27 protein-coding genes are annotated in these 26,347 nt (G+C 62.9%); 25 read left to right on the top strand and 2 right to left on the bottom strand.

What is annotated here, in order from left to right; translation table 11 throughout:
- Window positions 1–80 precede the first annotated feature (80 nt).
- Window positions 81–314, bottom strand: a complete 234-nt coding sequence (locus ACOYR4_RS18540) for a helix-turn-helix domain-containing protein (RefSeq protein ID WP_422847614.1) — start codon at window positions 312–314, stop codon at window positions 81–83.
- On the opposite strand from ACOYR4_RS18540, the gene ACOYR4_RS18545 reads away from it, so the two are divergent.
- The 19 genes from ACOYR4_RS18545 (at window position 276) to ACOYR4_RS18635 (ending at window position 15,914) form a co-directional block, all read left to right on the top strand.
- On the top strand, window positions 276–1,085 hold the full coding sequence (locus tag ACOYR4_RS18545) for a S24 family peptidase (RefSeq protein WP_422847615.1): 810 nt from the start codon (window positions 276–278) through the stop codon (window positions 1,083–1,085). The two genes, ACOYR4_RS18540 and ACOYR4_RS18545, sit on opposite strands and share 39 nt — an antisense overlap.
- Window positions 1,086–1,131: 46 nt before the next feature.
- Window positions 1,132–1,716 carry a hypothetical protein gene (locus ACOYR4_RS18550; protein ID WP_422847616.1) on the top strand — a complete coding sequence of 195 codons (585 nt, stop codon included), beginning with the start codon at window positions 1,132–1,134 and terminating at the stop codon, window positions 1,714–1,716.
- 100 nt (window positions 1,717–1,816) lie between these two features.
- On the top strand, window positions 1,817–2,503 hold the full coding sequence (locus ACOYR4_RS18555) for a glycoside hydrolase family protein (RefSeq protein WP_422847617.1): 687 nt from the start codon (window positions 1,817–1,819) through the stop codon (window positions 2,501–2,503).
- A 111-nt stretch (window positions 2,504–2,614) separates the two neighbouring features.
- A complete protein-coding gene (locus ACOYR4_RS18560; protein ID WP_422847618.1) occupies window positions 2,615–3,214 on the top strand; it encodes a hypothetical protein in 600 nt (199 codons plus the stop codon).
- A 7-nt stretch (window positions 3,215–3,221) separates the two neighbouring features.
- Window positions 3,222–3,494: a hypothetical protein gene (locus ACOYR4_RS18565; RefSeq protein WP_422847619.1), complete on the top strand. Its 273-nt coding sequence runs from the start codon at window positions 3,222–3,224 to the stop codon at window positions 3,492–3,494.
- Complete coding sequence (locus ACOYR4_RS18570) at window positions 3,494–3,991, top strand: DUF1804 family protein (RefSeq protein ID WP_343734693.1); 498 nt, start codon at window positions 3,494–3,496, stop codon at window positions 3,989–3,991. Before ACOYR4_RS18565 ends, ACOYR4_RS18570 begins: the two co-directional genes overlap by 1 nt.
- Before the next feature lie 4 nt (window positions 3,992–3,995).
- Window positions 3,996–5,666, top strand: coding sequence for a phage terminase large subunit (gene terL, locus ACOYR4_RS18575; protein ID WP_422847620.1), 1,671 nt, complete (start codon window positions 3,996–3,998; stop codon window positions 5,664–5,666).
- A 12-nt stretch (window positions 5,667–5,678) separates the two neighbouring features.
- The gene (locus ACOYR4_RS18580) at window positions 5,679–5,858 is read left to right on the top strand and encodes a hypothetical protein (RefSeq protein ID WP_192420140.1); all 180 of its coding nucleotides are present in this window, start codon (window positions 5,679–5,681) and stop codon (window positions 5,856–5,858) included.
- 4 nt (window positions 5,859–5,862) lie between these two features.
- Window positions 5,863–7,380: a hypothetical protein gene (locus ACOYR4_RS18585; RefSeq protein ID WP_422847621.1), complete on the top strand. Its 1,518-nt coding sequence runs from the start codon at window positions 5,863–5,865 to the stop codon at window positions 7,378–7,380.
- The gene (locus ACOYR4_RS18590; protein ID WP_422847622.1) at window positions 7,377–8,300 is read left to right on the top strand and encodes a hypothetical protein; all 924 of its coding nucleotides are present in this window, start codon (window positions 7,377–7,379) and stop codon (window positions 8,298–8,300) included. The genes ACOYR4_RS18585 and ACOYR4_RS18590 overlap by 4 nt, the downstream gene beginning before the upstream one ends.
- Before the next feature lie 166 nt (window positions 8,301–8,466).
- On the top strand, window positions 8,467–9,486 hold the full coding sequence (locus ACOYR4_RS18595; protein WP_422847623.1) for a hypothetical protein: 1,020 nt from the start codon (window positions 8,467–8,469) through the stop codon (window positions 9,484–9,486).
- A 4-nt stretch (window positions 9,487–9,490) separates the two neighbouring features.
- Window positions 9,491–10,009, top strand: a complete 519-nt coding sequence (locus tag ACOYR4_RS18600; RefSeq protein ID WP_422847624.1) for a hypothetical protein — start codon at window positions 9,491–9,493, stop codon at window positions 10,007–10,009.
- Between the two features lie 131 nt (window positions 10,010–10,140).
- A complete protein-coding gene (locus ACOYR4_RS18605) occupies window positions 10,141–10,404 on the top strand; it encodes a hypothetical protein (protein ID WP_422847625.1) in 264 nt (87 codons plus the stop codon).
- 6 nt (window positions 10,405–10,410) lie between these two features.
- Window positions 10,411–12,825: a hypothetical protein gene (locus tag ACOYR4_RS18610; RefSeq protein WP_422847626.1), complete on the top strand. Its 2,415-nt coding sequence runs from the start codon at window positions 10,411–10,413 to the stop codon at window positions 12,823–12,825.
- Window positions 12,826–13,001: 176 nt separating this feature from the next.
- A complete protein-coding gene (locus ACOYR4_RS18615) occupies window positions 13,002–13,685 on the top strand; it encodes a hypothetical protein (RefSeq protein WP_422847627.1) in 684 nt (227 codons plus the stop codon).
- Window positions 13,682–14,182 carry a hypothetical protein gene (locus ACOYR4_RS18620; protein WP_422847628.1) on the top strand — a complete coding sequence of 167 codons (501 nt, stop codon included), beginning with the start codon at window positions 13,682–13,684 and terminating at the stop codon, window positions 14,180–14,182. Before ACOYR4_RS18615 ends, ACOYR4_RS18620 begins: the two co-directional genes overlap by 4 nt.
- 2 nt (window positions 14,183–14,184) lie before the next feature.
- Window positions 14,185–14,694: a hypothetical protein gene (locus tag ACOYR4_RS18625; protein WP_422847629.1), complete on the top strand. Its 510-nt coding sequence runs from the start codon at window positions 14,185–14,187 to the stop codon at window positions 14,692–14,694.
- A complete protein-coding gene (locus tag ACOYR4_RS18630) occupies window positions 14,691–14,897 on the top strand; it encodes a DUF7210 family protein (RefSeq protein WP_422847630.1) in 207 nt (68 codons plus the stop codon). The genes ACOYR4_RS18625 and ACOYR4_RS18630 overlap by 4 nt, the downstream gene beginning before the upstream one ends.
- A gap of 3 nt (window positions 14,898–14,900) precedes the next feature.
- Window positions 14,901–15,914 carry a hypothetical protein gene (locus tag ACOYR4_RS18635; protein ID WP_422847631.1) on the top strand — a complete coding sequence of 338 codons (1,014 nt, stop codon included), beginning with the start codon at window positions 14,901–14,903 and terminating at the stop codon, window positions 15,912–15,914.
- A gap of 91 nt (window positions 15,915–16,005) precedes the next feature.
- Here ACOYR4_RS18635 and ACOYR4_RS18640 read toward each other — a convergent pair whose 3' ends face one another.
- On the bottom strand, window positions 16,006–16,161 hold the full coding sequence (locus ACOYR4_RS18640; protein WP_422847632.1) for a hypothetical protein: 156 nt from the start codon (window positions 16,159–16,161) through the stop codon (window positions 16,006–16,008).
- 19 nt (window positions 16,162–16,180) lie between these two features.
- Between ACOYR4_RS18640 and ACOYR4_RS18645 the strand changes: the two genes are divergently transcribed.
- From ACOYR4_RS18645 to ACOYR4_RS18670, 6 genes are read left to right on the top strand one after another with little or no spacing between them, the layout of a single operon-like run.
- Entirely contained in the window at window positions 16,181–19,681 is a 3,501-nt protein-coding gene (locus ACOYR4_RS18645) for a tape measure protein (RefSeq protein WP_422847633.1), read from the top strand.
- A 5-nt stretch (window positions 19,682–19,686) separates the two neighbouring features.
- Complete coding sequence (locus tag ACOYR4_RS18650) at window positions 19,687–20,085, top strand: hypothetical protein (RefSeq protein WP_422847634.1); 399 nt, start codon at window positions 19,687–19,689, stop codon at window positions 20,083–20,085.
- Window positions 20,086–20,088: 3 nt separating this feature from the next.
- Window positions 20,089–23,715 (top strand): hypothetical protein, encoded by a 3,627-nt coding sequence (locus tag ACOYR4_RS18655; protein WP_422847635.1) that lies wholly within the window; start codon window positions 20,089–20,091, stop codon window positions 23,713–23,715.
- A gap of 12 nt (window positions 23,716–23,727) precedes the next feature.
- A complete protein-coding gene (locus ACOYR4_RS18660) occupies window positions 23,728–24,888 on the top strand; it encodes a hypothetical protein (protein ID WP_422847636.1) in 1,161 nt (386 codons plus the stop codon).
- Window positions 24,888–25,916 (top strand): LamG-like jellyroll fold domain-containing protein, encoded by a 1,029-nt coding sequence (locus ACOYR4_RS18665; RefSeq protein ID WP_422847637.1) that lies wholly within the window; start codon window positions 24,888–24,890, stop codon window positions 25,914–25,916. Before ACOYR4_RS18660 ends, ACOYR4_RS18665 begins: the two co-directional genes overlap by 1 nt.
- On the top strand, window positions 25,913–26,347 hold the full coding sequence (locus ACOYR4_RS18670; protein WP_422847638.1) for a hypothetical protein: 435 nt from the start codon (window positions 25,913–25,915) through the stop codon (window positions 26,345–26,347). Before ACOYR4_RS18665 ends, ACOYR4_RS18670 begins: the two co-directional genes overlap by 4 nt.

The raw sequence follows: 26,347 nt of genomic DNA on the forward strand, positions 1-26,347 counted from the left end.
GGCGCTGGCCTCGCCCCAGGGGTTCGTTCCCTTTTTGATCACGCTGAGGCTTCCGTCACGAAGGGGCTTCAAACGAGGCTTCACTTGCTGCTCCGTTTCAAGCTGCGACGCTGCTTAGGTCCGTATTGAACCGGCCACAGAGTGGCGAGTGGCTTTTTGAGAACACGAGAAATTTCAGATGCGACGCGGGCTGACTTAGTCCGTCCATGAATGACATTGCTAACCGTCATGCGGGATAGCCCGAGACCGTCTGCAATTGCCGCAGGAGTGGTCCCTTGCATGCGAATCTCCGCTTTGATTTGTTCGGGGTGCATTTCGGTGCTACGCTTGTGGTTCAAAAGGAAACGTTTCAACGTGAACCGTATTCTTGGGCCAATTTGAACCAAAGTCAACTAGTCGGTATGAAAAATTCATCTCAACAAGACACCGAACACCCCTCTGTTGACGCGGTGTTGCATCGTCTAGCACTGGCACTGGGCGAGAAATGGATGAGCACGTTGGAGGTTCAACCTGAAACGGTCCGAACCTGGCGAAAGAGAGGAGCGGTACCGATTCGGCAACTTCTGTTGGCTGCTCAACTCTCCGGCAAGCCTGTCGAGCACTTCAATGCACCGGTCCGTACCGAAGAGGCGGCCCAAGGTGAGGTGTCGCGTGACAACGACGACGATGACTTCGTATTGATTGACATGCTTGCCGCACGAGTCAGTGCGGGCAATGGGGCAGTCAACGGCCACGATGAAGTGATCGGGAAATTTGCTTTCCGAAGGTCTTGGCTCAAGAGCAAGGGCCTGCATAAAGGCAATGCCAAGATCGTTCGAGCAAGGGGGCGATCAATGGCTGACCGCATCAACGACGGAGATATCTTGCTCGTCAACACATCTGTCAATTCGTTGACACAGGATGGCATCTACGTCATTGAGATTGATGGCGAGGACTATGTGAAGTTGCTACAGAGGGACTTCCAAACCGGCGGGGTGAGAGTCGTCAGCTACAACCCCGACTTCCCAGTACAAATTCTTGAAGGTGCACAGGCGAACAACCTACGCATTTGTGGTCGTGTCGTTTGGCATGGGGGCGAACTTTGATGCTGCCAGTCGATGGCGTCGCAACAAACTTTTAGGAGGGAGAGGAATGAGCAATCGAAACAAGAATGTTGGAGTGACCGCAGCAGATCGCCAGCGCGGCTACGCTGTCTGGGTCATACTTTTGGTGCTGGTGGCCGCCGTTCTCGGCGCTTGGCGCTTCAGTGAATATCGGGCGGCACAAAAGCTTTTGGCAAAGGAAACTGCGGAGAAGCAAGCGCAGCAGACCCGCGCAGAGCAGGAGCGCCAAGCACTCGAAGAGCGACTAGCCAAAGAGAAAGCTCAACGCGATTCTTTGACTACGGCGCTGAAGGCATTTGACGACGTGGTCCTTCGCTGGAACGACGCTGTCAAGGTTGCAGGAACGACAAGTCGAATATCTCTTTCCGGGCCGGTGGCTACACTGCAGGCCATCAGACGAGACGCAGAGAAAATCACTGCTCCACCTTGCTTGGATGCTGGCAAGGTTGAGTTACTCAAGAGCATGAGCAGCACTGAGCAGGGGTTCCTTGTGTTCATGCGCAACGAACTTAAATTGGGCGATGTGTTGTCAAAGGGTGACTTCGAGGACGCGGAAAAAGCCATGGTGGCTTTCAAGCTTGCACGAGAGTCCTGTCCTACTGGCAGCCCTTGATCCAACGGATATGCATCGATACTTCTGAGGTATTTTTTACCCCCCGGGGCCGACATATGTCGGCCTTAGTTTTTTGTGCCCCGACCTCGACAGTCGCGGCATGGGAATCACCACCTCTTTCCTTCTGGGCATCGTCACGGTGCTGCTGCTCGCCTGCATCCTGAGCTGGGGGGCTGGGCCACGAGCACGATCAAAAGATGGGATGCGTGGCAGCGCCAGCCCGCGTCAGATCGTTGCAGTCATGTCGCTCTCAGCGGCTGGACTGGTGGGCCTGGTGGTCCACGAGAGCTACACCGAAAAAGCCATCGTTCCCACGCAGGGCGACCGTCCCACTGTGGGCTTCGGCTCCACCATCCACGAAGACGGCACCCCCGTGCAGATGGGCGACACCACCACCCCGGTGCGTGCGCTCATCAAAGCCCATGCCCATATCACCAAGGATGAGGCCGCTTTCCGCAACAGCCTGCCAGGCGTAGCGCTCCACCAGGGCGAATACGACCTGTATCTCGATTGGGTGTACCAGTACGGCATGGGCGCCTGGCGCACTTCCCCGATGCGGCGCGAGCTGCTCGCGGGAAACTACAAGCCCGCGTGCGATGGCCTGCTTGACTACCACAAGCTGACCAGCGCCCGCCAGGAGGGGCCGGGTTGGACCGTGAACAGGCGCGACGCCCAGGGCAAGCCGGTGCGCTGGGAGTTCGACTGCAGCACGCCCGGGAACAAGGTCTGTCGTGGTGTTTGGACCCGCCAGCTTGAGCGCCACAAGAAGTGCATGGAGCTGCAGTGATGAAGACGCTCAAACGCCTTCTTTGGGCTGTCGCATCTGCCGTCGTTATCGCCTTCGTTGTCCTGAGCCTGACCGCCATGTGGATGGTCGGCCAAATGCCCCATTGATGCCATGGCCGCACGTCTCCTATTCGCCCTGATTTTCTCCTTGGCCCTGGTGGGCGGGGGGTACTGGTGGGGCAGCAATGCCACTGACAACGCCTGGCAGGCCAAGCACGCGAAAGCTCTGGAGGCCGAGCGCGCAGAGACCGCCAAGGAAACCAAGCGCGCCGACCAGGCCGCCGCCAACTACCTAACCGAACACCTTGACCAGGAAGACCGCTATGCCGCCCTCAACGCCACTTATCAAGACCTTCGCCGCCGCGTGCCTCTTGTTGTTCCTGGGCCTGTGGTTGTTGTCACCCGCAGCGAATCGCCTGGGCCTGACTCGCCGGGCCCGGATGAGCGGAGTGCGCCTGCAACTGCTGTCGATAGCAGCCCTGTCCTCACTCTTGCTGCTGTCCGCATGTGGAACGGCGCCCTCATCGGCACCGACCAAGCGACAGGTGCCTGCGGCCCTGCTGGTGCCACCGAAGGCTCCGACGCTGCTTGTGCCCAAGGCTCCGGCCTCACCCTCAACGACGCCTGGGCCAACCACGCAGCCAATGCCAAAGCCTGTGCGGCCGACCGGCAGCGCTACCAACATCTGATCGACTATTTAAACGGAAAGTGACGCATCCATGCCAATGGAAAAAGACGAACTGATGCTGCTGGGCAAGATGGACGGCAAGCTCGACAGCATTACCGCCCACCTGGGGCGCCAGGATCAGCGCATCGACGCCCTCGACCGGCGGATGGAAGAGCGCCACAACGCCATCGACAAGCGCCTGCGTGTTGTGGAACAAAAGGCGGCCGTGGCCGGTGCCATCAGCGGCTCTGCCGTGTCCATCGGCATCGCCCTGGCAATCGAGGGCGTGAAGCAATGGCTGGGCCGTGGAGGCGCCGGACAGTAATGGCCCACGCATCCGAGAAGCGCACGCAGCTTCGTGGCCTGTATGTGTACCAGCGCCTGCCGATGGAGACCGCCTGCAAGAAGGTGGGCGTGCCACGCAGCACCGCCAACCGATGGAAGCAGGAAGCCGCCGACAAGGGCGACGACTGGGACAGCGTTCGCGCTGCCATGGCGTTGGGCGATGACAACTTCGCCAGCCTGAGCAAGAAGCTGCTGGAAGACTATCTGGTGCAGCACCAGGCCACCATGGACCTGCTGCGGGAAGCCAAGGACATGGGGCCGATGCAACGGGCGGAAACGCTCGCCAGCATGAGCGACAGCTTCAACAAGACCATGGCGAGCTTCAAGCGCCTGTCGCCCGAGTTGAACAAGCAGGCCATCCAGCTCGACGTGCTGCAGCGCCTGGTGTCGTTCGCCCAGGCCCGGTTTCCGCAGCACCTCACGGCCATGGTGGAGCTGCTGGAGCCCTTCGGCGAAGAACTGGCGAAGGTGAAGTAACGCCATGGCAAAGAGCAGTAAGGAGTTCCTCGAAGGCTTGGCCGCGTTGGCCGATGGCCTGCGCCGCCAGATCGACGCCAACCTCGACGGATGGGACGTATCGCCCGAGGCTATTGGCGAGCGCCGCCGCAAGGTGTTCGATCCGGTGACCGGGTATGAATACTGGGACCGGAATTACTTCCCGCACTACGGCACCGCCGAGCCCAGCGCGCTGCACCAGTACCTGTACAAGCGCCTGCCTGAAATGGTCAATGCATCCAGCGGCCAGCGGGACGCCCTGGCCGCCCCACGGGGCGAGGCCAAGTCCACCAAAGTCAGCATGTCATTCGTGCTCTGGTGCGTGGTGACCGGGATCAAGTGGTATCCCGTGATCATCATGGACGCCTTTGAGCAGGCCGCCGAGATGCTGGAAGCCATCAAGGCCGAGTTGGAAGCCAACCCGCGCCTGCAGGGGGACTTCCCCGAAGCCTGCGGCCAGGGCAAGGTCTGGCGCGCAGGCGTGATCGTCACGGCCAATGGCCGCAAGGTTGAAGCCTTCGGCTCCGCCAAGAAGATTCGGGGCCGCCGCCACGGTGCCCACCGTCCTGACCTGGCGGTGATGGACGACATCGAGAACGATGAGAACGTAACCACCCCGGCTCAGCGCGACAAGCTGCAGAAGTTTGTCACGGCCTCGGTGTTGAACCTGGGGCCTCCCGACGACAGCATGGATGCCATCCTGATCGGCACGGTGCTGCACTACGACTCGGTCCTCGCACGCTTCCTCAAAAACCCGCTGTGGAACCGCAAGGTCTTTAAAGCCATCATCCAGTGGCCTGACCGCATGGATCTGTGGGAGCAGTTCGAAGGGCTGCTCCTGGGCGCCGAAACGCCCCAGGAGGGTGAGGCCGCAGCCATGGCGATGTATCGCGAGCAGCAGGCCGAGATGGACAAAGGTGCGGTGGTGAGCTGGCCCGCCCTTCGCCCCATCCACAAGCTCATGATCCGCCGCGCCCGAGAAGGCCACAGCGCCTTCGACAGCGAGCAGCAGAACGACCCGGTTGCGGGCGAGGATGCCCCCTTTGCCCACAGCATCCAGTTCTGGGTGAACCGCCTGGCTGAGTGGGTGTTCTATGGCGCGGCCGATCCATCCTTGGGCAAGCATGGCAACAGCCGCGACCCCAGTGCCCTGGGCATCGGTGGCTATCAGCGCACCACCGGCATCCTGGATGTGGTCGAAGCCAAGATCAAGAAGCGCACACCCGACCGGATCATCAGCGACATCATCGATTTCCAGCGGGAGTACTGCTGCATCGTGTGGGGCGTGGAATCGGTGCAGTTCCAGGAGTTCCTGCGCACCGAGCTGGTCAAGCGCAGCGCTCAGCTCGGCGTGCCGGTTCCGGCGCGTGGGTTGCTCCCCATCGCTGACAAATTGCTGCGCATTGAAAGCCTGCAGCCGCACATGCACAACGGCCTGATCCGACTGCACCGCAGCCAGACCACGTTGGTCGACCAGTTCCGCCACTTCCCCAAGGCCGATCACGACGACGGCCCCGATATGGTCGTGATGCTGTGGATGCTGGCCGTGACCGGTGGGGTTGCTGCAGCCGCCCAAGGAGGCAACAACCCGGGCAGTCAACAGTCTGCCCGTGAGCGATATGGCCACACGGCCCAGCGTATGTTTCGGCGCGGGTGACCAGGGACCGCCATGACCGAAGACCAACAAAACCTTTTGATCATTCGGGGCCACATCGCTGGCCTGCCAGCCGCTGACCGCAAGGGGATCGAGCTGGCCGCGCAAAAGCTGCGCGAGGTGATCGCCCACCACAACGACCATGGCCGCCTGGCGCTCGCCCTTGTGGGCGCCGAGCTGGCTGCAGAGGAATGACACCATGTGGCTGATAGATCGACTGAAAGAGGCCGTGGGCATCACCGCTGCCCCTGCCCAACCATCCAACCCTGTCCGTGAGGCAGCATCTGCCCAAGGCGCAGATGAGCCCGGCTGGCGCCGCCTGAGCGGCGACGGCCTGAGCAACCAGAACGACCGCGACCTCTCGCCCATGGCGCAGGACCGCATGCAGAAGGTGGCCGAGTACCTGTGGCAAAGCAACTTGCTTGCCAACCGCCTGGTGGAGCTTCCGCTGGCCTACCTGCTGGCCGAAGGCGTCACCCTGCAGTGCAAGGACGAAGAGCACCAAAAGCTGCTCAATGCCTTCTGGTCGGACCCTATCAACAACTGGCCTTTAAAACTCACGCCCCGCGTGCGTGCCCTGGGCTTGCTGGGCGAGCAGTGCTACATCGCCAACGTGCGCGAAGGGGATGGCTTTGTGCGGCTGGGCTACCTGGACCCTCGCCAGATCGCTACCGTGGTGACCGACCCGGATAACCCCGAGCAGCCCATCGGCGTGGTGACCAAGCGCGACAACCGGGGCAAGCAGCACAAGTACCGGGTGATCGTGCTGGGCGAGGACAGCGACTTGTTCAGCACCAACACCGCCCGCATCCGCGCCGAGGACTTCACAGACGGCGAGTGCCTGCTGTACCAGCTCAACAAGTTCCCCAACGGCAGCCGTGGCCGCAGTGACCTGCTGGGGCAGATCGACTGGCTCGACGCCTACGACGAGTTTCTGTTCAACGAGCTGGACCGCATTGGTTACCTGCGCGCCTTTACCTGGGATGTGACGTTGGCCGGGGCCGACCCCCAGGCCGTGAAGGACTACGAGAAGGAATTCAAGGCTCCGGCACCCAACAGCACCTTTGTGCACAACGAGAGCGTGAAGCTGGAAGCCAAGAGCCCAAGCCTGCAGGCCGCCGACACCAGCGAAAGCGCCCGGCTGCTGCGCAACCATGTGCTGGGCGGCAGCACCACGCCCGAGCATTGGTTCGGCGGTGGCGGCGACGTGAACCGTGCTGCCGCCTCTGAGATGGGCGAGCCCACTTTCAAGATATACACGGGACGCCAGAATTTTCTGAAACTGATGCTGGAAGAGGTTGGACGGTTCGTGCTGTGGCGAGCTGCTGACGCCAAAGGCCTTAAGCCCGACTGGTCTGAGGACGAGTGGCAGGTGACGGCGGTCTTCCCCGAGCTGGTGAACCGTGACGTGACGAAGTTTGCCGCTGCCATGGCTTCGCTGGTCACAGCGGTGATCCAGATGATTGATGCGGGGCTGCTGACCGAAGAAACCGCCCTGAAACTGGTTGCTGACGTGGCCCAGCGGTTCGGCCAAGACTTCGACGCCAAGGCCGAGCTGGACGCGGCCCGCAAGGAACACCAGGAACGCAAGAAGGCCAAGGCAGCGGAGGACAGCTTCAATCTGCCCGCTGACCTGCGCGACGAGCTGCAGGCGGGCAAGGCACAGCCCAAAGCACCAGCACCTGCCCCGGTTCCTGCAACGGCTGACCAGGCGTGACGCCCGAGCAAAAGCGATTTGAGGCGGTGCTTAAAGAGCGCCTGGCGGAGCGCGCTCGGCTGCTGATTGGTGCCGACCAAAAGGTCGTGGGCTTGCTTCGGGATGCGTTGAGCCAGATCACGGCCCAGCTCGCAAGCCAGCCCGCCGAGTGGCAACAATGGCATCTGACAAGGCTGCGGGACCAGATCTCGACCGTGCTCGTCGCAACAGGCCAAAAGGCAGGGGCGGAGACCGACCTGGCCCTGCGTGATGCCTGGCAGCAAGGCGAGGACCTGGTGGACAAGCCGTTGGCGGCCGCAGGGCACGCGGTGGAGATGCGCCTCACGGCCCTGGATGCGCGGGTGTTGTCTGCCATGCGTACCTTTGGCCATGAGCGCTTGAACAACGTTGCGGCCGAGGCCTTGGGCAAGATCGGGCAGCAGCTCGGCCTGGTCACCATTGGCAGCGTGACGCCCTTCCAGGCCATCAAGGCAGTTCAGGCACTGCTGGAAAGCGACTCGACCAAGCGCGCCACCACCATCGTACGTACCGAGGTAAGCCGGGCGTTCGCCGTGGCATCCAAAGAGCGTCTGATGCAAGCAGCCCCTCTGGTGCCAGGCCTTGGTAAGCAGTGGCGGCGCAGCGGCAAGATTCACAGTCGGTGGGCCCATGACCTTATGGATGGCCAGGTCGTGGAGGCAGGTGCGTCCTTCAAGGTGCCCAATCCCGGCGGCGGCATCGACCTGATGCAGTGCCCCCATGACCCCAAAGCCCCGCCAGAACAGGTGATTAACTGCGGGTGCCTTGCCATTCCCTACTTGAAGAGCTGGAAGGTAGCCACCCCGGGGGCCAAGCCGTTCACGGAGCTGGAGCTGAAGCTGGATGCGCGCAAGGCGGCCCTGGACAAGGCAGCCAAGGAGGCGGGGCGGAGGCAGGAGTGAGGGGGTGGAGCTGTCGCGGGCTACGTCGCTTTAAACAGGCTTGGCGCGGCAACCCCTTGGAAATTTCTGCAGACCAGGCCTGCCGGGCGATTTAAAGGGGGTTTAAAGCAATGTTTGTATCGTGATGTAATGCCTTTCACCCACAAATGGAGCGGAGGCTGTACTGATGGAAGAGGTGAAGGTATCTTTGTACAAGGTCGCAGAATGCGGCTACTACCCTAGAGGGGATCGCAAGAATCCCAGATTTGCAGGGATCAACGATGTTCTTCGCGATTTGAAGAACTGGGGTATAGGTAAGCGCTTGGCCCATACAAAGACCTTTGATCCCGCAGACGGAGGTAATCATCTACCCGTTTACCTTGTGGACGCAACCCAAGCGGGTGATGCTTGGCTACTTACCTTGTGGAACGAGTCCCACAACACTGATGGGACCGTAACGTCCATCAATGGGCAAGCAGCAGTTGGAAATGCTGATGTCTCAGAGACTGAGGTTGAAGAGGGACACATCCCAGGTCATGCAACCTACTTCTGGTTTTTACCAGCACAAGGGTTGATGATGAGTGTTCGTTTCCAGCACCCCACGACTGGTGTGTCCTCGATGAACAAGTACATGCGTTGTTTTGTGGATCGCTTCACGACCTATGTGGTGTTAAGCGAGCCAGATGCCCAGGGGCAACACACTATCGTTGGCTACCGTCCTGATGAGAACACTGCGCCCATGAATCTGAGGGCCCGGTTTAAAACTGAGGTGTATCAGAAGCCGGGGCCTATTGATCAAATTATCGAGCGGGCGGCAAATATCCGAAAGCTTGAACGAAAGGCGAAGCTGAGTCTCGCCATCCAACCGGATAAGGTTCTTTTCCAGAAGCTGCTTACGGCCTTCCACCTAGCGGACCACCAAACGCATCAGCAGGAAGCAGTAATCAAGTACCAAGTTGAGGTCGATGGCCTTACGCAAGGCGAGGTTCAACAGATCGTTTCAGAATGGCAAGAGGAGGATGCTGATGAATCCGACTATGGCTTTGTCTTCAAAGGCGATCCTGCAACTCACTGGCTTGGCAAGGAGTTTGTGCGCGAGACCCTGCAACTGGAAGTAGAGCGAGACAATACAGAACTGGTGCGGCCAGAGGGCTTGCTACGTGAGTTGGCCCGACATCGCGACCACCTACTAGGACGAATGAATTGAAAGGATGAATGTGTTACGGGTTTTGGGTTGGATGTTTGCTCTTGTGGCGGTACTCGCCGGGGGGTGGTTCGGCCGAAACGTACCATTTGCCGAGCAATGGCCGATGTTTGAGGCACTGAGAACGACGGCCGCCATCATTTTTGGCGTCATTGGTGCATGGCTGGCAATCATCTATCCCGAGCGTCTTAAGCTATCTTTTAAGCAGAAGAAGGACGGGGCGCCGTCCGAGACTGGCATAGGGCAGCTCTTCAGCCCTGTCATGAACTCAACACTGATCCTTGGCGCGATATTGCTACTGGGGGTGATTGCGCCAATTGCGAAGAAATATCCACTTCCATTAGATGTGGAATGGTGTCGCGGAATTTCGTACGGAGTGCTCGTGGCTCTGACACTGTTCCAATTGTGGACTGTGCTTTTAACGTTGGTCCCGGCAAACACCATCAAATCCTTCGTGGATCGAGAGGACGAAGGGAAACGGGCAATTGAAGGGCTCTTTTCGCTCAACCAAAAACCCAAACAGTGACGCTATAGTCTTTTCGCAATTTCTCTTCTCACAGGCCGACATATGTCGGCCTTAGTTTTTTGTGCCCCCCTCGGCACAGTCACTCCATCGCAACCCGCCGCCCAGTGCGGCTCACATGGATGGAGTGATGCATGTCCGCAACCCCGACCCCGACGCCCGAGAACGACAAGGGCAAGTCCAAAGAACTGACCTCCGCCGAGGCCGCCAAGCGCGTACAGCGAACGGTGGTCGAACTCGTGGACGGCAAAGGCGAAGAAGGAAAGGCCGCCAAGGTGCCCCGCGAAAAGCGCGTGGCCGTCAAGGCTGAAGAAGTCCTGTCCTTCAAGGATTACGGCACCCATGTGGTCGTAGTCACCAAGGACGGCCAGAAGCTCACCAGCACGGGTGAGGAGTAAGCCCGCATGAACTGGGCTCAACTCATTGCAGCGCTGGCGGCCTGTGGCGGCTTGCGCACTGCGGCAGCGGTGGACACCGCCCTGCGCGAGGCCGCAGCGGCCCCGGAGCGCGACTTCCGTCAGCTCATCGACGTGGTGCGGGCAGCGATCTCCGAGCAGATCAACAACGGGCGCCTTCCCGAGCAGCGTCGGTACATCGGCCTATCGGCCATCTACAGCGACCGCGCCGTGATCGAGCTGGACGGCAAGCACTTTCAATACAGCTACTCCTTCAAGCACATCGCGGGGACTGACCAGGTAGTGCTGGGCTCTCCCATTGAGGTCGTGGAGCAGTACGTCCCCACCGCGCCCACCCCTGCACCCGCTCCAACTATTCCGGCCGCTGCGCCTGCAGCAGTGCGCGAGGCAGTGGGCAGTGAGGCCTTCCGCGAGGCCGCTGACGGGTCTATCGAGGTGACCCTCATCCGCTCCGGCCGCAGTGGCAACCGCAACTACTACCCCGACGCCACGCTGCGCGAGGCAGCGCCCATGTTTGAGGGTGTGCGCGTATTCACCAAGAGCGACGCAGAGCACATCGCGGGCAAGGGCAAGGACGTGCGCAACCTGATCGGTGGCATCTACGGCGTGCGCTTTGTGGAAGGCAAGGCGCCCGACACCGGGGCACTGGTGGGCACCTTTAAAGCCCTGGACCCCACGGATGCGGCGGTCACCAAGATGACCGAGTCCGTCAAGCGCGGCATGCAGAGCCTGCTGGGCCTCTCTATCGACGCAGATGCCCGCACCAAGCAGCGCAAGGCCGGGACCGAGACCCTGCGCGAGGCCGTGAAGTTCACCAAGGTGCACTCCGTTGACCTGATTGTCGAACCGGGCGCTGGCGGCGGCCTGGATCGCCTGACTGAAGCCGCTGCCGACCAACCTCTCAACAACCCTGAAGGAAACGCAATGCCTCTCTGGAAGCAACGCCTGCTGGAGGCCATCAAGGCCAAAGACCCCGCCAAGCACGCCACCATCAACGCCGAGACCATCGGTGACGATGAGCTGGTGACCCTGCACGAAGCCGTGTGTGGCTCCCTGGTGCCGAGCGCGCCTGGTGCGACCCGCATCACCGAAGGCCAGGGCGACAACACGCCTCTGACCCGTGCCGACCTGGAAGTGTTCACCCTGCGTGGCGCAGCCCGCGAACGCATCAACACGGCCAAGCTGCCCCAGGCCGCCAAGGACCGCCTGCAGGCGCAGGTATCCATCGCTGGCGCCGACCGCCTGACCGAGGCCGCCGTGGGCGACCTGATCAAGGCCGAGGGCGAGTACATCGCCCGCATGACGGAGAGCGGTACCGTGCGCGTGCCGATGTTCGGCGAAGGCTCCATGGTGGTGGGTGACCGTAGCCTGACCATGCGTGACATGCTCGACGCTTTCTGGGACCCGACCCACAAGGATCACGGCCGCGTGCAGTCCTTTAAGGAGTGCTACATCGAGATGACGGGCGACCGCCTGGTGACCGGCCGTCTCCGCGAGTGCGACCAGTCGCGCCTGGTGGAATCGCTGGGCAGCGCATCGCTGGGTGAAGTGCTGGGCGACAGCGTGACCCGCCGCATGCTGGCCGAATACCGCGCTGCGGTGGACTTCGACGGTTGGCGCCAGCTCGTGAGCGTGGTGCCGGTGAACGACTTCCGCATGCAACACCGCACGCGTTGGGGTGGCTATGGCGACCTGCCCACTGTGGCAGAAGGTGCCGACTACCAACCGCTGACCAGCCCTGGTGATGAAGAGGCCACCTACAAGGCGGGCAAGAAGGGTGGCACGGAAGACATCACCCTGGAGATGATCAAGAACGATGACGTGGGTGTGATCCGTCGCATCCCCACCAAGCTGTCGCGCGCTGCCAAGCGCACGCTCGCCAAGTTCGTGTTCGACTTCCTGCGCACCAACCCGGTGATCTATGACACGAAGGCGCTGTTCCATGTGGACCACGCCAACCTGTTCGCGGCGGCTCTGTCCAAGGCCGAGCTGGCGGTCCACCGTCTGGCGATGCTCAAGCAGACCGAACTGTCCAGCAACGACCGCATCGGCATCGCCCCTTCGCGGCTGGTTGTTCCCTCCGACCTGCAGGAGGCGGCGGTCGATCTCTTCAAGCTGTCCACCAACAACGAGAAGACGTTCATCCAGTCCCTGACGATGAACATCATCCCTGTGTGGTACTGGACCGATGCCAACGACTGGTGCACCGCAGCCGACCCCGCAGACATCCCCGGCATTGAGGTGGGCTTCCTGGACGGGCGCGAGGAGCCCGAGCTGTTTGTGCAGGACACGCCCAACGTGGGCTCCATGTTTGCGGCCGACAAGCTGACTTACAAGATTCGCCACATCTACGGCGGCGCGGTGACCGACTACCGCGCCTTCACCAAGGCCGTGGTGGCGTAACGCACTGGACACACCCAGCGGCGCGAAGCGCTTCGGCGCAACAGGCTGGTGGCCTGACAAAGCACCCGGCCCGCCCCGCAAGGGGTGGGTTGTCCAAGGCCCCGAGTCCTGCGACGTGGAGCCTTCGGCAACCCAGCCGACCAACACCCCTTCTTTAAACAGGACTCCGACCCACCATGGCTTTGGCCGATTTTCAGGCGCTGCTCAGCGATCTGGCCCGTGATCAAGCGTCTGTGCTGACTGTGGACACCCGCGCCCGCGCACTGGAAGCTGCCCGTCTGCAGTACAGCGCGGACCTTCCTCGCCGCCTGATGAGCGATGTGACCTGGCCCAGTGGTTCACTGGCTCCTGCGCCGGAAGGCTGGACGGACGGCGCATGGATTCAAAGCGCGGAGTACCCCATCGGTCGAGACCCGATTGCGATCATCGACGTGTCGGCCTACCTGTCTCCCACTGGCTGGCAGCTCATGGCAGCGGATCACGTGACAGTGGGTGGCGTAGTCCGCGTGAAGTTCATGGCCGAGCATGCGCTCTCGGCCACTGAGGACACCATTCCAGCTCGGCACCGCCTGCCTGTGGCGCAGTACGCGGCGCACCTGCTGTGCCACCAACTGGCTACCCACTACAGCGCGCAGCGCGAGAACAGCTTTGGTTCTGACGCCAGCATGACGGAGACGCGGGCGCGTGAGTTCGCCGCCAGAGCCAAAGAACTGCGGTCTGCCTACTACGCCGGTATTGGCGTCTCCGACCCGTTCACCCCGGCGACGGGCGGCAGCTCAGGCTCTACCGCCGCTGCAGGCGTCGTGAGCTGGCCGAGCCGCAATCCGCGTCACCGCCTGGTGCAGCGAGGTGGCCTGTGAATCTGTCGATCAGCCTCGGCGGCTTGCAGTCGTTCGCAAACGGACTGCGTGAGGCCCCTGCCTATACGGACCAGGTGCTGCAGGAGGCTATGACCGAAGCCACGTTGCTGGTGCAACGCGAATGGCAGGAGAACATGCCTCGCGTCTCCGGCCTCACGGCCAGGAGCATTACCAGCGATGTAGCCAGCACACCGGCTGGCGTGCTTGGCATCGTGAGTAGCAGCCAGCCCAATGCACTGTTCCTGGAGCTGGGCACCCGTCCCCACATGCCCCCAGTCGCTGCGATTGAGCCTTGGGTTCAGGCGGTCCTGGGTATCCGTGAGCCCAAGGAGGTCAAGAGGGTTGCCTTCCTGGTGGCCCGCAAGATTGCGCGTGAGGGAACACCTGCGCAGCACCCCATGGCGCGAGCCGTCCAGTCCACCGAGGGGCAAGTGGCTGCGATGTTTGACCGCGCTGCCGCCAAAGTGGCGGCCCACCTGGTGGGGGCACGCAAATGACGATGCCCAACACCCTCGCCGCTTCGCGTGCCGCATTGCTGGCCTTGTTGCGTTCCGTGTCTGCTGTTGGCGTGGTGCATGCGTGCGAACGGTATGCAGACGGTGAGCTGGGGTTTAAACAGGCCTACCTCTACAGCCATGCCGATCCTGCCACGGATGCCTTTGCCAATGAGCCGCATATCCGTGGCTGGTACGTGCGACGCACGGCGACCTCGGAGGTGAATGCCAACGGACGCATCCTGAACGAACACACCTGGCTGGTGCGCGGCTATCTGTCCTTCCAGACCGCCATTGACAGCGAGCTGATCTTTGATGACCTGGTCGAGCGCATGCGCGATGCCGTGCGCGTGGACGGCTCCTTGGGCCTGCCTGGCCTGTTGGGCTCGGGTCTGTCGGAAGAGCGAGGCGTGCAAGTCGCCAGTGCTGGTCCTGTGCTCTTCGCGGGTCTGCTGTGCCACAGCGCGGCACTCGAACTCAAAACCCGAAACTGGGCCGAATGGAGAAAGCCATGAAACCGACCCCCAACAAGCCGAGGAAAAAGGCCGCTCAACCTCCCGCGCCACCCGCGATGGAGCAAGTGATTCTGGCCCGGGAGCATGAGCACCTGGGCGAGAAAAGGCCACCTGGCACACCCCTCGTCGTACATCCAGAAACTGCCCGCTGGCTGCGCGCCGTGGGCGTTGTATCCCCCTTACCCACCACCACCAAGGACTGATCTATGACCTCTGCAGACATCATCAAACGCGTCTTCGCACCCGCAGGCTATATGGGCCAGGTGTACGCCCGCGAGCGCGGTACTACGGCCGCCCCCATGCCCATCGGCAACGTCCTGGAACTGGAGCTGTCCCACAAGGAGGATGTCCAGAAGCAACCAGACATGACGGCTCTCGGCGGCGGCACCCACGCAGAGATGCGCCGTGTGACCGATGTCGAGATCAAGATGAAGCTGGCCGACCTAAACGTGACCAACTTCGCGCGCGCATCGTTGGGCACCGTGCACGGCGTGGACGCTGGGACAGTTGCGAACGAAGCGCAAAAGGTCACTCGGGGTGGCCTGCTGCGCACCGCGCACATCGGCCCAAAGAACCTGACGCTGCGCAAAGGTAGCACTGCGGGTACAGCGACGGCAACGGATGAGCAACACTCCGGGGTGAACAAAGGAGCCCTCGTGCCGCTGTTGCATCTGACCGCAGCGCCTGCTACGAACGTCAGCATCCGAGTGGGAGCAGACGGGGCCACGGCGACACCACTGACGGCTGCGGGCAACTACACCGTGGTCGCAGGGGGTATCCAGGTGGCAGCAGATGCGCCCGGCGTGGCCGATGGCTCCGTCTTTTGGGTGAACTACACGTATGCCACGGTGGGTGATCTGATTGCCGAAGCTGGCAACTACGAAGTGCGTGCTTCCGGTGTCTACGTGCTGCCGGATGCCGTGGACCTGGCCGACGATGACGATGTAAAGCTGAGCTATGAGTACGGCAGCTACGCCATCATCGAAGCGCTGACGACCAAGGCCAAGGAGCTGGAGCTGATCTTTGAAGGGCTCAACGAGGCTGACGACGGCAAGCCATGCATTGTGGAAATCTGGCGTGCAAGCCAGGGGGTGGCGTCTGCCATCGGCCTGCTGGCCGACAAGGGCTTCGCAAGCCTGCCGGTCACCGGCGCCGTCCTGAAGGACGACACAAAGAGCGGGGTCGGCGTCAGCAAGTACTACCGCGTGCGCAAGGTCTGACAACGACCCACCCACTCCCCCAAACGAATAAGGCCGACATTTGTCGGCCTTATTTTTTTGTGCTTCGCGCGAGACAGTTACGTCATGGCAGCTACTGCGGGCGCTTGAAAAACGGGTTCAGAACCAGCCAGGTGATGAAGGCGCCCAGGCCAAAAAAGGCAACAAAGCCCACGGCCATGCCAATCGACACGAAGCCACCTGCAGCAAGCAGGAACGCAACACACAGCAAAAAGAGGATCGGGCGCATGCCTGCATTGTAAGAAAACATGGCCGACAAGCAAGTCAGTGCAGAACTCCGCGTTGGTGTCTCGGGCCGTGAGTCCATCACGGGCCTGGCGGATGACCTGGACGATGTCTCCAAGGTACTGACAGGCGAGCTGTCAAAGTCCGCACAATCAGCCGCTGCCCGGCTGCGCGAGCTGGCCGAGCAAGACGCTGCGATATCGGCCTTCTTGCAACTGCAGACCGAGGCACGCGATGCGGGTCGCGCGCTCAAGGCGGCAGAAACCGAGGCCGCCAACTATGGTCGGCAAATTGCTGCCATGGGGCCTCCGACTGCCCAGGAAGTTGCAGCGCAGCAGCGCCTGCAGGCGGGGGTCGATGCCGCACGTGTAGCCCTGAGCCAGCAGGAGCAAGCGCTATCGGGCGCTCAGACCGCACTACAGCGCTTTGGTGTGTCCGGGCAGAACGCCCGTGATGCACAGCAAAGACTGCGCCAAGAGGTGGCCGGAGTTCGTGAGGCTATTCAGGACCTGGTGCCCGCCTACCAGGGGGCCGCCACCGGAGCTTCCAATGCCGGTGAGACCATGGTGCGTACCCACCGCCAAATCGGTGACGGTGTGGAGTCCATCAGCCAGCAACTGGCCCGTCTCCAGAGCTTCTACGCAGCCCTCCAGGGCTTCCAGGGTTTAAAGACCATGGCATCGGACCTGGCGGAGACAGCAGACCAGGTCAACAACCTGCAGGCCCGTTTGAAGCTGGTGACCGGCGAAGGTGACAACTTCACTCGCTCCTGGAACGAAGTCACCCAAGTTGCATTGCGCACCCATAGTGCGCTGGAAGAGACGGGCGTTCTTTTCACGCGCCTGGCACAGGCAGGCAAGGACGCAGGCCTGTCCACTGTCGCGGCCAGCACCCAGGCCTTGGCGCTGACCGAGACGATCAATCAGACGATCCAGCTCAGCGGCGCCAGCGCTCAGGCGTCCAGTGCGGCGATTACCCAGCTGGTGCAAGGCTTGCAGGGCGGCGCCTTGCGCGGCGATGAATTCAATTCCGTCATGGAGCAGAGCCCACGGCTGGCACGCGCTTTGGCGGATGGCCTCGGCGTCACTACTGGCGAGCTTCGCAAGATGGCAGAGGCTGGCTTGCTCACCAGCGACACCGTTATCAAAGCGCTGCAGGGGCAGAGCCAAACGGTAGCTGCCGAGTTCTCAAAGTTGCCACCGACGGTGGGCCGGGCTCTGCAGGACTTGTCTACCCAATGGACCCTCTATGTGAGCGAGACCGACAAGGCAACCGGCGCTAGTGCGACGGCGGCCTCTGCGATCAGCGCACTCGCCAACAACCTCAAGACCGTTGCAGGGCTTCTCATTGATGTTGGACAGGCCACTGCTGCCTTCATGGCACTCCGGCTCGCTCAGCACTTCCTGGGAATCGGGGTAGCCGCACAGGCTTCGGCCGCAGCGGTAGCTGCCAACAATGTTCAGATGGTCGCGTCTGGCAACGCCGCCGCGACAGCCGCAGTGGGCGCGAGCCGATTCGCCACGATCCTTGCCAGCCTGCGCACCTTCACCCTGATTGGCCTGGTCGCCAACTTCAAGGACATCGGCACCTGGATCGGTGAGGCCGCCGCCAAGCTGGCGGGGTACAAGGACCGTACCGATGAGCTGGCACGCGCAGACAAGCTGGCGGCAGACCTTGCCAAGGAGGCGGCAGCAGACAAGGCAAGGTTGGCCGCTGCTATTCAAGCTGCTATTGATCGCACTTTCGACTTATCCAAGGCTGCGCGAGTAAGCCTCGGGGATTTTGAGAAGTTGACCAAGGAGGGCTTGAGCGTTGCCGAAGCGTTGAAGAAGGCAACGGACGCGTTCGATCTCACGAAGGTTCAAGGCATTCGTGACTTCTCAGCGGTCCTTGAAAAATTGGCCGCTGACGGAAAGATCACTGCTAGCGAGTTACAAGCCGCCTGGTCGAAAGCACTGGATGGCAAAGACCTGGCTGACTTTGAAGCTAAGGCCCGGGCTGCATTCTTTGCGGCGCGTAGCGAAGCTGAGAAAGCTGCTAAGGCATACCAGGATGCATTCTCGCAAGGAGTCGCCGAAGAACAGTTGAAGGCTCTTAAGGCAACAGCTGACGCGACCTTCGCAGTGCTGACACGAGAAGCGGATCGATCCGCTCAGTTGATGGATGCGCTCCTTCGGGAGGCAGTCAAGCGCACAGGGCTTGAGTTTGAACAACTGCAAGGTCGGATCGGCACCACCTCCCGCAGCGCCATCAACGACGTGGAAGCCATCATCGCGGGCCTAGACAAGCTAAAGGCAGAGGGCGTGGACACCGGTCGCGCGCTCACCGCGTCGTTGAGCAAGGCCATCCAGTCGGCGGATAGCGAGAAAGCACTGGAGACCGTGCGCTCTCAGATCGAGCAGGTTCGCAAGGTCCTGGGCGACAAGATCGCTGATGGCTTGCTCGACCAGGCAAAAGAAAAGGCACTCGCCCTGAAAGATGCCCTGGACCAAGCTACTCCAGGCATCAACAGCGTGCGCGAGGCTCTGAAGCAACTGGGTGTGACGTCCGACGAGACGCTCAAGAAGACGGCGACCGATGCCAAGGAAGCCTACGACACGCTTACCGCCAGCGGCACAGCGAGTGCCCGCGAATTGGGCGAGGGCTTTAAACGGGCTGCGGAGGCGGCTATCGCAGCAAACAAAGGGGTTGCTCCAGCCTGGGTTGAAGGGCAAGCGGCTGTGCGCGGCTACGAGGTCCAGCTCGACGCTGCGGGCAAGGCAACGCTGAAGCTGCGTGACTCCATTGAGCAGACCGGTGCATCCAGCGGTCGCGTGGCGCCAGGTATGCAGCGCGACTGGGGTGGCGTGACCTCGGCGATCCGTACCTCAACGCAGGCCCTGCAGGAATACCAGCGCCGCATGCAGCAGACCTACGGCCGTCCGGGAGAGGGCGACAAGGGCTTGTTTGAACGCGGTCGGTTCTCCAGCAACGGCCAGGAGCTGGGTGGTGGTGTGCAGGAAGTGGGCACGGGCGGCTCGCAGTTCCGCAACAAGGACGGCTGGTCGAGCGATGCGATGGGCCGTGCGCTGACCCAAGGCATATGGACGCGCACCGCAATCATCGACTACCTCAAACAGGCCGGGCTTGATGAGCTGCTCGCTCGGAAGCTCTCTGAGCAATTTGTCGATGCCAACGGCAAAGTGCCATACACAGCCAAGGATGTCCAAAAGCGGTGGGCTGGAAAGTTCGGCACGTTGTCTGAAGCGCTGGGCAACATGGCCGAGTACTACAAATACACCGACGAAGGCAACGCCGACGCGGACCAGATGCTCGACTTCGAAAGAAGAAGGCGAACCACTCCTCAAAGAGGTCCGGCAACGTCTGCAGGCGGAAGTGGCGGCTCTTCGGGCGCCACCTACGTCTCCAACATCACTATCGACGGCCAACCCACCACCGTGCGCTTTGCCGATGCAGAGAGCCAGGGCAAGGGTGAAGACCTGCTGCGCAGGCTGGCTCGGGCCAAGAGCACGGCTGTCCGGTAGACCCCATGAGCATCACACTGACTTACAGCGGCACCACCGCAACCCTGAGCGACCGCCTGCACTGGGCGGATGAGTTCGACTGGTCCCCGGTCGAGCAGGCCACGGGATACAGCACCACCGGCGCACTGCTGGTGGACGTGTCCGTCAAGCAGGCGGGCCAGCCCATCACGCTGGAAGGCACCGACACCAACGCCTGGATCAGCCGCGCCCTGTGCAGCTCCTTGCAGGCCTGGGCCAAGTTGCCAGGCATCCAGCTCGACCTGGTCCTGCGCGGCGAGACGCACCGGGTCATCTTTGATCACGCCAAGGGCGGCTTCTCGGCCCAGCCGATCTGGAAGCTCTTGGACGGCGAGATCACGCCCGAGCTGTTCTATCGCCCCACCTTCCGTTTTCTGAAAGTCTGACCCATGACCATCCTTGAAGGCGACATCAAGCTGCTCGCGTCCCGCGTGATGGACGATGTGCCCGAGGGCGGCGGCGGCCCCACCGGCAACGTCATCCCCTACGGCGGCAGCAACCACATCTTCTCTGACATCACCGAGGCAGACCGCGCCGGTGGCAACGTCAGCATTCGGCAGGTGCATGCAGCGGTGATGACCTCCACCGCCGAGCAGTACATGGGTGCCAACTTCATCCTGTCCATGCTGCCCACCGACCCCAATGTGTCGGTCACGCTCGCCAAGTGCAACCTGTTCGCGCGCCGCACCGAGATTGCGGCGGCCATTGCCAACTACCTGATTCAGGGCAGCGAGTGGTCGGGCTACCTGCTGGAGAACCACGTCGTGGGTCAGCGCAACATCCAGTTGTTCCACCGGCCAGGCACGCCGACCCCGCCCATCGGCCGCACGCTGGTGCTGATCTACAACGAGAACCTGCCGGGCCAGCTCATCCAGTACGTGCGCGTGACCAAGGTCACTACAGAGACGCGCACTTTCACCTACCAGGCCAGCGGCAGCTATATCGACTTCCAGGGTTCGGTCAGTCAGCTCGACCTCTCCGATGCGCTGCGCTACAACTTCCCCGGCAGTCCACCTGACCGTTCGTTTGGCCGCAACACCACCAAAACCCTCATCCGTGACACCACCGTGGCCGATGCCGCTGTGTATTACGGTGCATCGCCCCTGACGGTAGCAGGGGCTATCGGCGACAGCGCCGTCAAGGTGTCCAGCATCTACACGCAGCTGGTGCCCAACTCCCGCACCGAGACATCGGCGCTGGACCAGCGTCCCGCTGCCACCCGCAGCATCGTGCTGGCAACGTCGCCGCGCCAGGTGGAGGTGGCCGCAGCGCCGCACACCCAGCGTATCAAGGTCGGGCAGGAGAACCGGGGGTTCAACTACGTGTTCCTGCTCAAGCCGCTGCCAGAGCCTGCCACCATCACCATCAGCTGGATGGCGCTGGGCACCTGGTACTCGCTGCAAGATGATGGCTCTGGTGCCTTCACCGGCAGCGGCGCCGGGCAGATCATCTACGGTACCGGCAGCGGCTCTGTGACCTTGCCATCGCTGCCCGATGCGGGCAGCAGCATCATCATCCAGTGGGGCGAGCGGGTGGGCTTCACCAACCGCAGTGCACAGGGCGCCCAGGTGCGTCCCCCTGAGTATTGTTTTGTGCTGGAGCAGGACGGCTATGAGCCCGGCTCGGCTGTCATCACCTGGACCTCTGGCGGCGTGACGCGCACGGCCACAGCCAATGCAGCGGGCAAGATCACGGGCCACGCGGCTGGGGAGATCGACGCCCCCAGCGGCACCGTGTTCCTCCGCCCTGCGTACATGATCGACCCGGGCGGCCAGTTCAGCGTTGCCTACCAGGTCAGCACGCAGCAAACCGAGATCCTGCCCGCACCCACGGTGGACGGGGGCGGCTTTGCCACCCTCACGCTGGCCCAGCAGCCTGCGGCGGGTTCGCTGTCCATCAGCTGGGTCACCGCGCGCGAGGTGTCCAACACCAGCGGCGGCACGCTCGCCAGCGAGAGCAGCAACAAGACCGCCGACAGCAGCACCGTCGTGCAGCAGGTGCCCCGCCTGGCGGCTGAAGACAAGCTCAGCGCCACGGGGGCCACTGGCGCGGGTGGCACCGGGGTGGCACTGTGGTTCAACGGCAGCTCTGGCTACCCGGGCAGCGCTGGGGTCGAATACGTCTCGGCCCTCATCACCACGGTGCGCAGCAACAGCAGCAAGAGCACGCTCACGCGGCAAAGCGATCAGGGCGGCACGCTGCGACGGCTTGACCTCAACACCATCACCGACGACGGTGCGGGAGGCTTCATCGGCGGTATGGGTACGGTGGCCTACGCCAGCAAGACCGTGTCGCTGCGCATGGTGTCTTTTGACACCAGCACCACCAGCTACAAGGCCGACCACGAAAGCGCCACCGAGTTCGACAATGCGGCGGGCGGCAGTGGCACGTCTTCCAGTGGAGGCAGCTCGCAGCGTGGAGGCGAATATGGCACCACAGCCGTGGGCGCACAGATCCTCGCAGGCTCCAGCGTGGTGGCGCGCTACAAGGTGGGCACCACGTCGCCCACCAGCCAGACCATGTCGTTCACCCCGCCTGATGTGGTGATTGACCTGTGCCCATACACCACAGACCGCATCGTGCCTGGCAGCGTGCGCTTCACCTGGATGGGTGAGGTGTATGAGGATTTCGAGGGCGTGATCTACCGGGGCCGCAGCTCCACCACCACAGGGTTTGCCAGCGGCACCATCGACTATGGCGCGGGCCTGGCCCGCATGACCGACTGGGTAGTCAGCGGCTCGCCCAGCAACTTTGTGCTCAACAGCCTGTGGACCCAGAAGGGCGCCTGGCGCACCGCCAGCATCTTCATGCGCACCCAGGCAGCGCCGATCAAGCCCACAGGCTTCGTGATGACGCTGCTGGACGTGCAGGGCAACGCCCTCACGGCCACCGGAGACTTGAGCGGCAACCTGATCGGACCCCACATGCTGGGGTACTTCGACTACCAGTATGGGGTGGCCGAGCTGCAGTTCGGTGACTTCGTTCTCGACTCCAGCCTCACCGCCGCGCAAAAGGCAGAGTGGTGGTACAACGCCGCCGACGTCGGTGCCGTCGAGCCGGGCAAGATCTGGCGGCCTTGGCCTGTGGACCCCACCACCCTGCGCTACAACAGCGTGGCCTACTTCTACCTGCCGCTGGACGCCGATATCGTGGGCCTGGACCCGGTACGCCTGCCGCCCGATGGCCGCGTGCCGATCTACCGCGTGGGCAGCTATGTGGTCATCGGCCACACCGGTGTGGTGCCTGCCGCGACCTATGCCAACGGGCAGACCATCAACTGCGCCCGCGAGCGCCTCTCACGGGTGTACCTGGTCGGCGCCGATGGGCAGCTGATCCGCACGGGCTACACCCCCGATCTTGACGCTGGCACCGTGGCTGTCACCGATATCACTGGCTGGGTGCAGCCCGTGACGGTGAAGCACCGCATCGAGCAGATGGCCCGCGTGGCCGATGTGCAAATCGATGGCACCCTCAAGCTGACCAAGCAGCTCGCGCATGTGTTCCCCGTGGGCAGTGTGGTCAGCAGCGCCATCATGGCGGGCAACCTGCGCGCGCGGGCCTTGCCGGTGTTCGACCAACAGACGTGGGACGGCGTGACCTGGGCCGACGCCACGGTGGGCAACCCCGCGCCCGCCACCTACAACGACGGCGCGTTCCCTGTGGTGGTGACCAACGCAGGCGCCGTGACCGAGCGCTTTGCCCTGCGCGTGCTGACCGGGGGCACCGACGTAGAGGTGATCGGCGAGCACGTCGGCAACCTCGGCACCTTCAGCCGCAACACGGCCATCGCCCCCATCAACCCCATCAGCGGGGCGCCTTACTTCACGCTGGCTGCTGCAGGGTGGGGCGCGGGCTGGGTGCCGGGCAACACGCTGTTCCTGCCCACCGTGGGCACCTACTACCCCATGGCCGTCATCCGCGCCACGCAGCCCTCGGAGGCCATCGGCACCGACTACGCCTTTGAACTGACCGAGCGCGGCGATATCGACCGCGCGCCCACCACCCCAGTCATCTGATCCAGAACCACCATGATTTACACCTTCGATTCCGCGATGACGGGCGCGCCCGTCCTTTCTGGTTCCGCTGGCGCATTGCGTGCGCTGATCAAAGCCTGCCTGGTCGATGGCTTCGGGGCTGGCTCCGTGGCCACGCTCACCGTGGCCTCCGGCATTGCCACTGCGACTTTTGCCGGGGCGCACCCTTACCGCGTCGGCACCGTGTCGCAGTTTGCCGGGGCTACGCCTGCGGGCCTCAATGGGCAAAAGCGCATCCTCACCACCACCACCAACTCGGTCACTTTCGATGCCACAGGCATCGCAAACGGTACGGCGACCGGCACCATCACGCACAAGGTGGCCGCAGCGGGTTGGCAGGAGCTGTTTGCTGGCACGGTCACCAACGTGCTGTGCGTCAAGCCCACGGTGGTCGAGGCCACCGGCTGTGTGCTGCGCATTGATGACACGGGCACCACCAACGCCCGCGTGCGCGCCTATGAGGCCATGACCGATGCGAGCACCGGCACAGGCCCCACGCCGCTCGATAGCCAGCTCTCTGGCGGCCTGTACTGGCCCAAGAGCAGCACGGCCAACAGCACCGCCCGCACCTGGTATCTGGTGGCCGATGAGCGTGCGTTCTATCTGGCCGTCGCCTCTGCGGGCAGCGACCGATACACCTTGGTGTTCAGCGGTGACATCGCCAGTCTCAAAAGCGGCGATGCCTACGGATACCTGCTCAGCGGCAACCAGGCCGACCAGACCAATGCCTCTACGGCGCCCGATGGCTGTCTTGGCTACTCCGGGCGCACCACCCGCAATGGGGCCTACGTAGTGCGCTCGCACACCGCCATCGGCCAATCGACCTCTGTGCAGCGCCTGGGCGCCCACCACAACGGCGGCACGACGGATGTCTATGCCGGGGTGGCTGGGTACTCTCTCGGGTCGTATCCCAACGGCCCCAACAACGGCCTGATGACCGGCGCGCTGGAGTTGCACGCGCTCGGTATCCGGGGCACGCTGCCGGGCCTGCTGCACCCGGTGCAAGACTTGGGCAGCGCTTTCGCCTCGGGCGCCATCGTCGATGGCACTGACGACTTGGCAGGGCGCCGGCTGATGGCCATCCGCACCGGGCCGCCCGCAAGCGGCACCGTGGGCACGGTCTTTATGGACATGACCGGCCCCTGGAGCCGCTGATGTACCAGTCCTCAGAATCCGCCATTCTGCTGCGGGGCAACCGCGTCGATGAAAGCGCATTCGGTGCCCCCATCACATTGGTGGGCGCGGCATGGGTGGCTGGCGCTGACCCCTTTGGTGGCGATGCCCTCGACCCGAGCAGCGGGGTCGCCACGATCCCGGGCAATGTCAGGTCTGCGGTCAGCAACACGGAGTGGACCCTGGAGCAGTGGTGCAAACCGACATCCACCACTGCGAATGGCAACTACATCATTGATATCGGCGTTTCGCCATTTGCAGGTTATGCCAACGTGGGCGTTTCTCTGTTGTCCACCGGGGCACTCGCTGTGCTCGCTTCTTTGGATGGGCAAAGCTGGGTCAACGTGTCCAGCTATTCAGGTGGGTCGGTCCCCAACGGCTTTTGGTCATATCTGGAAGTCACGCGCAGGGGCAACACGCTGATCGCTGCCGTCAATTCGGTGGATGTGATCTCGTACACGGTTTCGGGCACCTTTACGCCGCTGTCGCCCGGCAACATCCGGCTGGGCGGCAACCCGCTCAGCGGCCTTGGGAGCAGAAGCTTTCTGGGCCTGTTGGGGCCCATGCGGTTCACGCAGGGCTTGGCTCTACGGGGCACGGGCGGCCCGCTGCCGGTGCCGACTGCAACGTTCCCGGCGCCTGCGACACCGCTCAAGGGCTACCGAGCCGCGCGCGCGGGCGTGGCTGCGTCGTTTCTGGTGCCAGGCCACAGCACCCGCAGCGCCGCGCGCCTGCAGCTGGCCCGGGACGTTGAGGTGGGCGGCGCCGGAGCCATCTACGGCACCACCAAGACCAAGGGCACTCCGAACGTGCCCGCCAAGGCCCGCGTGGTGCTGCTGCACCAGCGCAGCAAGCTGCCGGTGCGCGAGACCTGGAGCGACCAGACGACGGGCTATTTTGAGTTCAGGGGCATCGATACCAGCCAGCAGTTTTTGACGCTGGCTGAAGACGCTGCGGGTAACTTTCGCCCCGTGGCGGCCAACCGGCTCACGCCCGAGGTGCTGGCATGAGCGGCACCTGGCGCATCGGCCCTGCCACGGCGCTGGCCCAGCTGCAGGCCACCATCGAGTTGGCTGACGCAGGCCCGGGCCCCAGCAAGATCCAGCTGTACACCACCGCACGGCACTCGGCGCTGGATGGCGCTGCGGGCGACCTGCCGCAGGCCGAAGTGGTGCTGGCTGTGCCTTGCGCCTCCATCGTGGACGGTGCCCTGGTGCTGCACGTGGCAGACCCTGACGGCACGCTGGTGATGGCGACGGGCATGCCGCGCTGGGGCCTGTGGGTCAATGGCGCAGGCCAGATCGTGGCGGAGGGCAGCGTGACGGACGAGGCCAACGGTGGCGACTTCTGGGTGGCCGGGGGCGTCACGCCCATCGGCGAGACCAGCCCGCTGCTGCAGGCCGGTGGCCTGGTGCTGCTGGGCACCACCTCACTCACGTAG

This window comes from Acidovorax sp. M14, from assembly GCF_049331375.1.
Classification (GTDB): domain Bacteria; phylum Pseudomonadota; class Gammaproteobacteria; order Burkholderiales; family Burkholderiaceae_C; genus Acidovorax.